Raw genomic sequence first — 12,347 nt, forward strand, 5'->3', positions numbered from 1 at the left:
ATACATGAGTTTAACTGCTGTTGATCTTCCCGAATTATCTGATGCTGGTCGCCACGTTTATAATGCTACATTGCGTAAATATCCAGCTCAGGCTTTAGTGCGCCTCGATGTGCTGGCACATAATATGGCTCATATGGTGGAGATGACAGCTGAACATGCTCGCGTTGCTGGGGTAGAAGCCCCACAAATTATGGGTGTGGTTAAGGCAGATGCCTACGGGCACGGTTTAATTCCTTCTGCATTAGCAGCGCTCTCTGGCGGAGCTACATGGTTGGGAGTGGCTCAAGCTCGCGAAGCTTTAGCTTTACGTTGCGCGGGAATTGATAAGAGCAGAGCACATATTTTGTGTTGGATGTTCTCTGCTCTTAGTTCCCCTTTTGATGAGCTGATTGACAATAATATTGATATTGCTGTTGGTTCTGTGAGCGATATTGAAGCTGTGTGTGATGCTGCGAAGCATGTGCATAAAACGGCTCGCGTGCACGTGCAGATTGAAACAGGCTTTGGGCGCAACGGTTTTACCTCACAACAACTCAGTGAAGCTATGGTTGCTTTGCGCAATGCACAACAGGCAGAACTGGTAGATGTTGTTGGAGTAATGAGTCATCTGGCAGTAGCAGATGCTCCTCAGGACGGGCAATCCCGCGACGTTACCGATATGCAGATTAATAATTTCAATGCCATGGTTGCGTCCATGAAGACAGAAGGTATTAATCCGCGCATTCGTCATCTTGCTAATACTGCAGCGACCTTAACCCGACCAGATATTTATTTCGAGCTGGTTCGTCCCGGCATTGGTTTATACGGTTATGAACCAGATAAAGCTATGGGCATGCCATCTGATTTTGGCTTGACTCCAGCCATGACTCTTCAAGCCCAGCTTGGCACGATTAAAGATCTCCCGGCAGGACATGGTATCTCATACGGTCGCACCTATATTACGGAACAAGATACCAGCACAGCCGATATGCCTGTGGGTTATGCGGATGGTATTCATCGCAGTGCCTCTGGTTTTAATCCACTCGGATCTCAACGTACCTCCCATCGAGGCGGTCCGGTTGCTGTGCGTATGGCTGATGGCACAACAAAAGTCGTGCATATTGCTGGTCGCGTCTGCATGGATCAAGCTGTTTTAGATTTGCAGGGTAATGCTCAGGAGATGGGCGTAAGCGAAGGTGATACCGTTAAACTTTTTGGCCCTGGTCGAGGTGCTGTTTTCGGTGAACCAACAGCAGACGATTGGGCGCGTAGTGCAGACACTATTAGTTATGAGATTTTCACTTGCCTACGCAACCGTATTCCACGTTTATACCTTGGAGCGCATGACGTGTTGAGTGAGTCTGACTGTGCTCTTATTGACCACGAACTTCCAGAAAGAATTCTCTCATGAGTGTGCGCGAAGCGGGATACACGGATTACGATGAGCAGCGGTGGGCGCAGGAAAATTCCAAATCACGCAACCGCACAGCTTTTGAGCGGGATCGCGCTCGCTTAGTCCATTCCTCTGCTTTGCGCCGATTAGGAGCTAAAACCCAGGTTTTGGTGGCAGGAACTGATGATTTTGCTCGCACACGTTTAACACATACTTTGGAAGTAGCTCAGATAGGTCGTCAAATCGCTGAGATTTTTGGATGCAATCCCGATGTTGTTGATTGCGCATGCTTAGCCCATGATTTAGGGCATCCTCCTTTTGGGCATAACGGAGAAACCGTGCTTATGAATATTTCTCGTTCTATTGGCGGTTTTGAAGGCAATGCTCAAACTTTCCGCTTGCTCACACGTTTAGAACCGAAAGTTTTTCATGCGGATGGTCGTTCAGCCGGCGTAAATCTTACACGAGCTGCTTTAGATGCTGCAACGAAATATCCGTGGACGCATGAGCAGGGTCTGCATCATCCTGATGGTTCCAAAGGCAATAAGTTTTGCGTGTATGAAGACGATTTGCCTGTTTTTCAATGGCTTAAAGAAGGCAACGGAGCACCTGCTTTTGCTAAGCCTATGGAAGCCTACATTATGGATTTATCTGATGATATTGCTTACTCTGTGCATGACGTAGAAGATGCGATTGTTGGTCAATCTATTGAAGCTGCAGACCTACATGCGCACGACGTTATTGATGCTGTGGTTGAGTGTGTGCATAGTTGGTATGGCGATAAATGGTATGGCGATAAACTTATTAATGCTTATGAACGCTTAAATATGGCTAAATTATTGCCATATAGTTTTGATTCCACACGCCGTGATTTAGCTATGCTTAAAAATATGACCTCAAATATTATTGGACGTTTTGCCAGTTCTGTAGAAGCAGAAACGCGCGCCACCTATGGTCAGGGGCATTTAACTCGATATAATGCTCAGGTTGTTATTCCTGAAGACACAGCGTATGAAATTGCTTTCTTAAAAGGCATTGCTGTTTTTGCTGTTATGGAGCCGAGAGAACATGAAAGTTTCCATCATACGCAACAGGCAATTATTGAAGATCTTGTTGACGTGCTTATGTCGGGCGGTTCAGCACCTCATTCTATGTTGGAACCAGCTTTTGTAATGGATTGGCAAGAAGCTACGAATGATGATGAACGTTTGCGTGTTGCTATTGATCAGGTAGCAAGTTTAACCGATAACTCTGCTATGAGTTTGCACAGTATTGTGTGTGCTTAAACTGTGGCTGGGGTTTCCCCAGCCACAGTTTATTTACAGGTGAGAAATGACTGCGTGAGCAAAATCAGTTGTGCTCAAAGGAGTGCGGTCTGCACCTGCTAAATCAACCGTAAACTGACCTGCAGCAAAAGCTTGAGCCATAGCTTGGCGAATCGCATCAGCTACCTCATTCCAGCCGATGTAATCAAACATCATGCAGCCTGAAAGTAGAAGAGACGATGGATTAGCCATATTCTTACCAGCAATGTCAGGAGCAGTGCCATGTGTTGCTTCAAAAATTGCGTGACCAGTTACATAGTTAATATTTGCGCCAGGGGAGATGCCAATACCGCCTACTTGAGCAGCCAAAGCGTCACTGGCATAATCACCGTTCAAATTGGTTAGTGCTACCACGTCAAAACGTTCTGGTCGCAGCAAAATTTGCTGTAAGAAGTTATCGGCAATAATATCGTTAATCTCTAACGAACCATTAGCAAGCTGATCAGCATACTCACGCTGAGCAAGCTCATAACCCCACTTACGGAAACCGCCTTCAGTAAACTTTTGAATATTGCCCTTATGCACAAGAGTTACATGCTTGAGACCGTGGGAAAGAGCGTACTCAATAGCCGCACGGATTAAACGTTCCGAACCTTCACGAGAAATTGGTTTAATACCAATACTGCTCGTTTCAGGGAAGCGAATTTTCGACACCTTCATCGTGGTCTGCAAGAAATCGATAACGCGCTGAACATCTTCACTGTCAGCATCCCACTCAATACCGGCGTAAATATCTTCTGTATTTTCACGGAAAATAGTTATATCCGTACGCTCTGGATGCTTTACAGGGCTTTCAATACCTTCGAAGTAGCGTACAGGGCGAACGCATGCATACAAATCAAGTTCTTGACGCAACGCCACATTGAGGGAACGGATACCTTCGCCCACAGGAGTTTCTAATGGGCCTTTAATAGCTACGAGATGCTCGGTAATCGCATCAATAGTTTCAGCTGGCAAACTCATTCCCCGCGAGGCAAAAGCTTCTTTGCCAGCCAAAACTTTCAACCAGTCAACCTGGTGCTCGCCATTGTAGACCTTCTTTACAGCAGCATCGAAAACATGCTGTGCGCTCGACCAAATATCTTGACCTATACCATCTCCTACAATAAATGGAAGGGTCGGGGTATTTGGCACATCTAAGTGGCCGTCAATCATGCGAATCTGAGTCACTTTTACCTCTTTCCCATAGGAATATATTCGAGATTTATAGCCCCCGCATATTGCGAACGTGGGCGGATAAGTTTATTATTCTTCTGCTGTTCTTGAATATGTGCAATCCAACCAGATACGCGGCTCATAGCAAAAATCAGCGTGAAAATATCGCGGTCAATACCCAAAACGTGATATACGGTAGCAGAGTAGAAATCAACGTTAGGAATTAATCCCTTCGTATGTTTCATGTAATCTTCAATCTCTAAAGATAACTGATACCAGATTTCGTTATCCGTACCCGCCGTAAGCTGCTCAGCCATCGTGCGTAAATACTTTTCGCGCGGATCTTGCGTCTTGTATACGCGATGGCCAAAGCCCATAATCTTTTCTTTGGTATCTAACTTCTTTTGCAGATACGAGGTAACGTCTCCATGCTCGCGAATTTCAGTGAGCATCTCAAAAACGCGCTCATTAGCGCCACCGTGTAAAGGTCCTTTCAGTGTGGCAATAGCAGTGGTTACGCAAGAATAAATATCGCTCAGAGTAGATGCGCATACGCGGGCGGCGAAAGTAGAAGCATTCAGCTCATGGTCAGCATGCAAAACCAAAGCTTTATTTAATGCTTCTTCCTGCAAAGGTGTTGGTTCTTCGCCTGTAAGCATATAGAGGAAGTTAGCCGCAAACCCCAAATCTGTGCGCGGTGCAATAGGAGTGAGACCTTGACGCAGACGTGCAAAAGTAGAAATAATCGTTGGGATTTTAGCCATCAGTTGGATGCTTTGACCGTAGCGAGCTTCTACAGAAGTATCTTCTGCCTGAACGTTATACACACCCAAAAGGCTGACGGTAGAGCGCAAAACACTCATAGGATGCAAATGACGACGCGACTGAATCAGAATACATTGCTCCACAGCATCCGAGATTTCATAGTTAGCTTTCAGCTCGCTGACAAAATGCTTATATTCAATCTGCGTAGGCAAATGCAGATTCCATAGCAAATAAATAACTTCTTCGAAGCTGGCGTTATTATCCATCAGCTCGGAGATATTATAGCCTGCATAAGAGAGTTGATCGTCAATAATGGAACTAATACGTGTTTGGCATGCAATCATGTCTTTCAGGCCGTTCACATCATTAGTCATTGTGTGCTCCTAACTTCTTACGTACAACCATTGGTAAAATTCCGCCATTCATGTAGTAATCAATATCTGCAGCAGCGTCAAAACGAACCAGTGCCTTAAAGCGGATAACTGTATCAGCGCGAGTAGCTGTAATACCAACAACATCATGAATTCCTGGGGTATCAGACAAAGCAATATCAAAACTTTCTGAACCATCTAATCCAAGGGAAGCAGCAGAGTCCCCGTCCAAGAACTGCAAAGGCAAAATACCCATCATTACGAGGTTCGAACGGTGAATGCGTTCAAAACTTTCTGCCAACACAGCTTTAACTCCCAGCAAGCCAGTGCCTTTAGCTGCCCAGTCGCGCGATGAGCCCATACCATAATCTTTACCGGCAATAACAATCGTGCCAACGCCTGCCTGCTTGTATGCCATAGCTGCCTCGTACATGCTTGTTAGCTCGCCATTGTACGTGGTGTAGCCGCCTACCTGACCTCCTGCCAGCTCATTTTTAATGCGAATATTGGCGAAAGTACCGCGCATCATAACTTCATGATTACCGCGGCGGCTACCGTAGGAATTGAAATCGCGGTGCGTAACATTATGGTCAGTAAGATATTGACCGGCAGGAGACTTTAATGCAATCGCACCTGCAGGAGAAATATGATCTGTGGTAACTGTGTCGCCAAACTTTGCCAGCACGCGCAAACCGTTTAATGGCTTTACTCCCAAAGGCTCAGACAGAGCGTCAAAGTATGGAGGATTCTGAATATACGTGGACTGCTCGTTCCATGCGTATGTTTCACTTGCCTCGGTTTCAATAGCATTCCATTTCGCGTTATCATCGAATACCTTGCTATATTCCTGCTCGAAAAGGTCGCGCGTAACATATTTGCGCACAAACTGAGCAACTTCATCTTGCTGAGGCATAATATCGTCTAAATACACAGGATCGCCATCGTTATCTGTGCCTAAAGGCTCAGTAGTTAAATCAATATCGGTGGTACCTGCCAGAGCATACGCCACAACCAGAGGAGGGCTAGCTAAGAAGTTTGCTTTTACAAGAGGATTAATACGTCCTTCGAAGTTGCGGTTACCAGACAGCACACCGCTGACCAGCAAATCTGTGTCGGTAATAGCTTGCGACACTTCCTCACCCAAAGGACCAGAATTACCAATGCATGTGGTGCAGCCGTAACCCACAACGTGGAAGCCAAGCTGGTCTAAATAGTCTTGCAAGCCCGAATTCTTAAGGTAGCCGGTAACCACCTTGCTACCTGGAGCTAGGGAAGTCTTGACTGTCGGATTGACATGTAAGCCCTTCTTTACAGCGTTGCGAGCCAGAATACCTGCCGACATAAGCACATACGGGTTTGATGTATTCGTACACGACGTAATAGCAGCAATAGCCACATGCCCCGTTCGCATAGTGTATTGCGCGCCATCAATAGTCACAGTCGCGGTTTTATTAATCTCATTAGCGTCTAAACCGAAACCTTGTACCCCTGCTTCGCGAGTAATGCTATCGCGAAATACCTGCTTAGCCTCAGACAAAGAAATCAAATCTTGAGGACGCTTCGGGCCAGAAATACTAGGAATAACCGTGCTCAAATCTAATTCCACAACCTTGGTATAGCGTGGAGTGTGCTGTGTATTGTAGAAGAGATGGTTAGCCTTCGCATAAGCTTCTACCAGAGCAATAGTTTCTTCGCTTCGGTTGGTTAAATGCATATAGCGCAGCGTTTCTTCGTCAATAGGGAAGTAGCCGCAAGTAGCGCCATACTCAGGAGCCATATTCGCCACTGTTGCGCGATCTGCCAAGCTCAGAGAGCTTAATCCATCGCCAAAATATTCCACGAATTTGCCCACAACCTTCTCTTGACGTAGCGCATTCGTGATGCGCAATGCTAAATCGGTTGCAGTGGAGCTTTTTGGCAAGCGACCAGTTAAATGCACGCCAATGACTTCTGGAACAGGGAAGTATGACGCTTCGCCGAGCATAGCCGCCTCAGCTTCAATACCGCCGACTCCCCAGCCGAGTACGCCAATGCCATTAATCATGGTGGTGTGACTATCGGTTCCAAACATGGAATCGGGGAAAGCAACGCCATTCTTATGCAAAATAACATCGCTTAAGAACTCAATATTCACCTGATGAATGATGCCCGTAGCAGGTGGAACTACGCGATAGTTGTCGAAAGATTCTTCTGCCCATTTGAGGAACTGATAACGTTCCTGATTGCGCTCAAATTCACGTTGCATATTCAACGGCAGAGCGTCCGCACAACCCGATACATCGACCTGAACGCTGTGGTCAATGACCAGATCCACAGGAATTTCTGGGTTAATATCGCCTGCCTTGCCGCCATGCTGAACAATGGCATCACGCATGGATGCGAGGTCCACGACCACAGGCACGCCGGTGAAATCTTGCAACACAATGCGGCTTGGCTTAAACGGAACTTCACCCTCAGGATCGCTTGGATTATAAGCGATTAAACGCGCAATTGCTGCCTGATCTTCTGCGCTTCCTGAACCTTTGCGCAGCAGACTTTCGAGAAGAATGCGGAGAGTGTAGGGCAGATCTTCGACGTTTTTGCCGTGTGATTGGCATGCATCAGCAATGTTGTAATACGACAAAGTTTGATTGCCGACGTGCAATGTCTGTGTATCTACCATAGATTGTCCCTCCTGCTCTGTGGTTTTCCCGAAGCGATATGGAGTTATGCATAAACCAACGAATAAACCCGTAAATATAAGGTAAATATGCGTTATTTATGCATTCAAATGAATATTTATTCATAGTGTACCCCTTTTTTGGTTACGAGTATTGTTACGAAATGATTAAATGCGAAACAATTAAGGAAAATATCCGCAACATAGTCAAGGGTGAGTTGTGTGAAATGTGCCACATTTTGAGATGGAGACTGCAGACGATTCGTTTTGGGAGAGACAGCACACGGCATGTGCGAGCTGTACGTGCTATGGCTTTTGCCAGGTTTGATATAAAAGCTTTGGCTGGAGGGTGTCAGGTTTTTGTGTATGTGGTTTTGTTGGATCTGGCTCGCAGGCGCAGGGTTTGATTATGCAACGGTGCGTAGGTGAGGTGGTACTTGATGAGCCAGGTTCCTCTGTCGGATATGCGATTTTGTATGCTCCCAGACATGACGTGTTGAACACGGCTTCACTGGGAGCATATTTCAGCCTGATTATTGCTTGTTTTTCTGTTCTCAAACATGACGTGTTGAACGCAGCATCACTGGGAGAGGTTTGTTGCCATGTATTACTCTTAAATCAAGAGTAATACTTCTTATGGTTGTGTGTGCTGCACGAGAAAGACGAAAGGTTATGGTGTGCACAGCATATCGGCTAACCTTTTTTGATTAACTGTGCGATGAACCAAGATAGCCTAAGGTCAAGCACAACCTCATTGCGACCAGCCTCAATAGCCCTAAATAGAACTCACCATAGGGCAACCCACCATCTACACAAAAACCCTGACACGCCCTAGTTGCGTGTGCTATTGCTTTTACTAGGGCTGACTTAAAGGTTTTGGCTGTGGTGAGATATAACGCGTTCGATGTGTCGTGCGTTACAGCCATCCCGTAGAGAGCGAGTCCATTCAACAACCAGCCACTTAAAACCAGCGTAGCACTGAAAATCAGTTCCACTCAAAACCCGAGATACTTCAGACGCTTCACACACTTCAGACGCTTCACACAGCATTCTGCTCAGAACTCCACGCGTATAGTGCAATACCAGCAGTAATAGTAGAATACGAACAGAAAAACTCATGCAATACTTACTGTAGCGATTCCATCTTGGAGACTACGATATTGTGAGATACTGTACGATACTGTGAGAGTATAACGGCACGTAAAGCGGAGGACTTATGGTTGGGCGCATTATTAAAGATGATATTGAGAAAGTTCGCGATGCCGCGGATCTTTACGATATTGTGTCTGCCCACGTGACTTTGCAGAGCGCTGGTTCTAACTCTTATAAAGGGTTGTGTCCGTTCCATGACGAGAAAACGCCGAGCTTCACTGTCAATACAGTGAATAACCGCTGGAAATGCTTTGGCTGTGGTTTAGGCGGCGATATTTTTGAGTATGTGCAGCGTGCTGAAGGCATTGAATTTCCTGAAGCTGTGCAGTTTTTGGCTGACCGTTACCGTATTGAGTTGCATTATGATCAGTCTACGCGCAACGACAACCGTCCTCGCGGCACAACACGTTCACGTCTTTTAGAGGCAAATGCTGCTGCTCAGAAATTCTTTATGTCTCAGCTGATGACTCAAGAAGCTCTGCCAGCGCGTCAGCTTTTGGGAGGTCGTAAGTTTTCTCAGGCTGACTGTGAGCGTTTCGGTTGCGGTTACGCTCCTCGAGGCTGGGACGAGCTGGTACGTCATTTATCGTCGCATGGCTTTACTGTGCAAGAAATGGTTGATGCAGGATTGGCGCGACCGAATCAGAACGGTGGAGCGTATGACTATTTCCGCGGACGTGCTACATGGCCTATTCGCGATACCACTGGTCAGGTTATAGGTTTCGGCGCGCGAAAACTTTATGATGATGACACTAATCCAGGTAAGTATATTAATACGGCTGATACTGCGCTTTATCATAAAAATCGTGTTCTCTATGGAATTGATTTAGCTAAAACAAGCATCGCGCAAAAGCGCCAGGTTGTAGTGGTGGAAGGCTATACAGATGTGATGGCGTGCCACTTAGCAGGAGTAACGAATGCTGTGGCTACCTGCGGAACGGCTTTTGGTATGGAGCATGCGAAGGTTATTCGCCGGCTTATATCGGATTCTTCTTTAGGCTCTCTCAATTTAGTTGGTCCTACGCAAGGATCAGGAGTTATTTTTACCTTTGATGGTGATGCAGCAGGTCAGAAAGCAGCTTTACGTGCTTTCCAATTAGATAATGCTTTTTTGTCTCAAACTTTTGTAGCGATTGCGCGAGATAACCTTGATCCTTGCGATTTGCGTATGACCTATGGTAATCAAGCTATTCATGAGTTAGTTGAATCCAAAGAACCTCTAGTAGAGTGGGTTATTCGCACAGCTATTGAACGTTTCGATACGCAGTATGCAGCAGGTCGTGTGGGTGCTATGAAAGCTGTAGCTCCTTTGATTGCTCAAGTGCGTGACCGCTCACTTTTAGATGAGTATGCGCGTAACGCTGCTCGGCAGATTGGCATGGATATTTCCATTATGCGCGATGAAGTGATGGCTGCTCGCCGCGCTACACGTGTACATGATGAGGATGCGTATGCTCGCAATCATACTAGCTCTAATTTTGCTCATCATACGCAGCCAGATATGAGTCAGCCCGAACAGCGTTTAGCTGTGGAACGTAATAATGCGCGTAATCAGCAGTATTATCGTGTGGATGATGCTGTATTTATTTCTGAACAGCAGATGATGGCAATTTTGGTGCAAATGCCGTGGGCATTGCAAGCTCAGATTTTTGAGCGCATGTCTGAGCATGCGTTTGCTATACCTGTTTTTCGTGATTTATATCGCGCGATTATTGTGGCTGGAGGATTGCCAGGTAAAGATGTAACAGCAGGTTTGTGGATGCATAATCTCACCAAAGCAGCTGGTCCAATGCTTAAACCTGTTATCGACGATTTGGCTGTTATGCAATTACCTCTTGCACAGGAAGATGAAGCCGTTAGTTCTTCGCGTCAATATCAAGCTGAAGCTCAGGGTGGGGCACCATTGCCAAGTCCTGCACACATTGAGTTTGCCACTCAAATGGCATCGCGATTAATTGACGCAGATATGATGCGTGCTATTGCTCATCTTCGCATGCAGATGAATCGCTCAACAGATGAATCAGAGAAGCTTGATATTTTGCAGCACATCACTCAGCTGGAAAAACTGCGTGCAGACTCTATGACATATGCCTAAAAAAAGTCGTATAAACGCGGCTTATAAAATAACATGAGCAAGAAGCAGGAGCACAGCTAAAAATCCTAAGTTCATAGCTGTATACAGTCCTAAGTACTTACCCTTCTTATCTGGCATACGCGAAACGATATTACGATACGAAACGAGGGAAGCCATCGAAGCAATCAGCGTACCTAAACCGCCTAAATTAGTTCCCACAATCAGCGCATCCCAAGCATCTGAGAAGCCGGCCAGAAGAAGGGTGGCAGGCATATTAGAAATAAATTGCGAGGTAAGCACAGAAATATCGAGCGGCGAATATTGCACAAACTGCTGAGCTGCAGTATAGAACTCAGGTATGCGCTTCATATTGCCAATAAAAATAAAGAACATAGCGAAGGTTAATGGCAAACCCCAGTCGATATTGCGGAAAACGCGGCGATCGGTAAAGAACATCGTTACCACCACAATAGCCACCATAATCCACAGAGGAATTAAATCGCTGACGGCGAGAATACACAAAATAAACAGCGCAACATATACCCATGTGCGCCATCCTGCATAACCGGCGCCATAATTGAAAATGCGAATCTCATCTGGCTGATCTTTATGAGGAGATGGAGCGAGCACGGATTTTTCCAGCTCAGCTTCGGCAGTAATTTCCTCCATAGAGGTGTTATCGAAATACATCCAGATAACAGCAATGAGCATAATTGCAGAGGCTAAGGAAAATGGAGCCATAATGGTAATCATTTCCCACGATGGCATTTGGGTAAGAGCTTTTAAATATAAATTATGCGCGTTGCCAATGGGGGTGAGCATTGCTCCTAAATTAGCGCCCAAAGTCATCAATGTAATAAGCATAGGCGCCCAACGTTCTTTGCCTGACATAATGAGCACAGACAAAGCAAAAGGCACGAAAGTTACTAACGCAACATCGTTGGTAATAATCATGCCCGAGAAAAAGGTTAAAGAGACCAAAATAAGCATCACCATGCGTGACGTGGATGCTTTCTGCAGAAGTTTTGATGCAATAATACGGAAAACGCCAATGCGTTGGAAGCCGGCAACAACAAGCATCAAAGACACAAGCTGTGCGAGGGTGTTCCAATGAACGTACTCCATATATTGTGCGTCTGGAGGGATGATAAAACATGAGATGATAGCCAGAAGTGTGGCAACAATGAGGACAATCTCATTCTTGACCCATCCGAGCAGCCATTGACCCATAAAAACTCCTTATCCTTGAGTATTTTACTGTACAACCTGCCTGAAAGCACAGATGTGCGTTTCTTGGCTTAGTATTGCGGGGTGTTTTAACGAAGCACATGCATCGGAAAATTGCGATGTGAGAGCGATGTGAGAGCGGCGTGGCAGAGGCGTGGGAGCGGTGTGAGAAACGCCACATGCCTTGATTTTTCTTACGCAAGCAAGCGATAAAAGCCTGAAAAATCAAGGTTTTCTTCCCCTTGGT

General features: G+C 45.9%; 7 protein-coding genes. 3 read left to right on the forward strand and 4 right to left on the reverse strand.

The features are described 5' to 3' along the window. Positions 1-4 precede the first annotated feature (4 nt). Positions 5-1,390, forward strand: coding sequence for an alanine racemase (gene alr / locus G464_RS0105010; protein WP_022856984.1), 1,386 nt, complete (start codon positions 5-7; stop codon positions 1,388-1,390). Next, a complete protein-coding gene (locus G464_RS0105015; protein WP_022856985.1) occupies positions 1,387-2,658 on the forward strand; it encodes a deoxyguanosinetriphosphate triphosphohydrolase in 1,272 nt (423 codons plus the stop codon). Before alr ends, G464_RS0105015 begins: the two co-directional genes overlap by 4 nt. A 33-nt stretch (positions 2,659-2,691) precedes the next feature. Here G464_RS0105015 and icd read toward each other — a convergent pair whose 3' ends face one another. From icd to acnA, 3 genes are read right to left on the reverse strand one after another with little or no spacing between them, the layout of a single operon-like run. Then, entirely contained in the window at positions 2,692-3,867 is a 1,176-nt protein-coding gene (gene icd, locus G464_RS0105020; RefSeq protein ID WP_022856986.1) for an NADP-dependent isocitrate dehydrogenase, read from the reverse strand. Between the two features lie 2 nt (positions 3,868-3,869). After that, positions 3,870-4,991: a citrate synthase gene (locus tag G464_RS0105025; RefSeq protein ID WP_022856987.1), complete on the reverse strand. Its 1,122-nt coding sequence runs from the start codon at positions 4,989-4,991 to the stop codon at positions 3,870-3,872. After that, on the reverse strand, positions 4,984-7,650 hold the full coding sequence (gene acnA / locus G464_RS0105030) for an aconitate hydratase AcnA (protein ID WP_022856988.1): 2,667 nt from the start codon (positions 7,648-7,650) through the stop codon (positions 4,984-4,986). Before acnA ends, G464_RS0105025 begins: the two co-directional genes overlap by 8 nt. 1,213 nt (positions 7,651-8,863) lie before the next feature. Here acnA and dnaG point away from each other — a divergent pair. Beyond that, a complete protein-coding gene (dnaG, locus tag G464_RS0105040) occupies positions 8,864-10,894 on the forward strand; it encodes a DNA primase (RefSeq protein ID WP_022856990.1) in 2,031 nt (676 codons plus the stop codon). Positions 10,895-10,915: 21 nt separating this feature from the next. Here dnaG and G464_RS0105045 read toward each other — a convergent pair whose 3' ends face one another. Beyond that, positions 10,916-12,103 (reverse strand): SLC13 family permease, encoded by a 1,188-nt coding sequence (locus G464_RS0105045; protein ID WP_022856991.1) that lies wholly within the window; start codon positions 12,101-12,103, stop codon positions 10,916-10,918. Positions 12,104-12,347: the final 244 nt, after the last annotated feature.

The sequence above is a fragment of the Alloscardovia omnicolens DSM 21503 genome, from assembly GCF_000420505.1.
In the GTDB taxonomy this organism is placed as follows: domain Bacteria; phylum Actinomycetota; class Actinomycetes; order Actinomycetales; family Bifidobacteriaceae; genus Alloscardovia; species Alloscardovia omnicolens.

What these genes read in the sequence shown, in the direction of transcription:
- G464_RS0105015 (WP_022856985.1), top strand. Translation starts at nt 1,387, where the DNA reads ATGAGTGTGCGCGAAGCGGGATACACGGATTACGATGAGCAGCGGTGG.
- G464_RS0105025 (WP_022856987.1), bottom strand. Translation starts at nt 4,991, where the DNA reads ATGACTAATGATGTGAACGGCCTGAAAGACATGATTGCATGCCAAACA.
- G464_RS0105045 (WP_022856991.1), bottom strand. Translation starts at nt 12,103, where the DNA reads ATGGGTCAATGGCTGCTCGGATGGGTCAAGAATGAGATTGTCCTCATT.
- dnaG (WP_022856990.1), top strand. Translation starts at nt 8,864, where the DNA reads ATGGTTGGGCGCATTATTAAAGATGATATTGAGAAAGTTCGCGATGCC.
- acnA (WP_022856988.1), bottom strand. Translation starts at nt 7,650, where the DNA reads ATGGTAGATACACAGACATTGCACGTCGGCAATCAAACTTTGTCGTAT.
- alr (WP_022856984.1), top strand. Translation starts at nt 5, where the DNA reads ATGAGTTTAACTGCTGTTGATCTTCCCGAATTATCTGATGCTGGTCGC.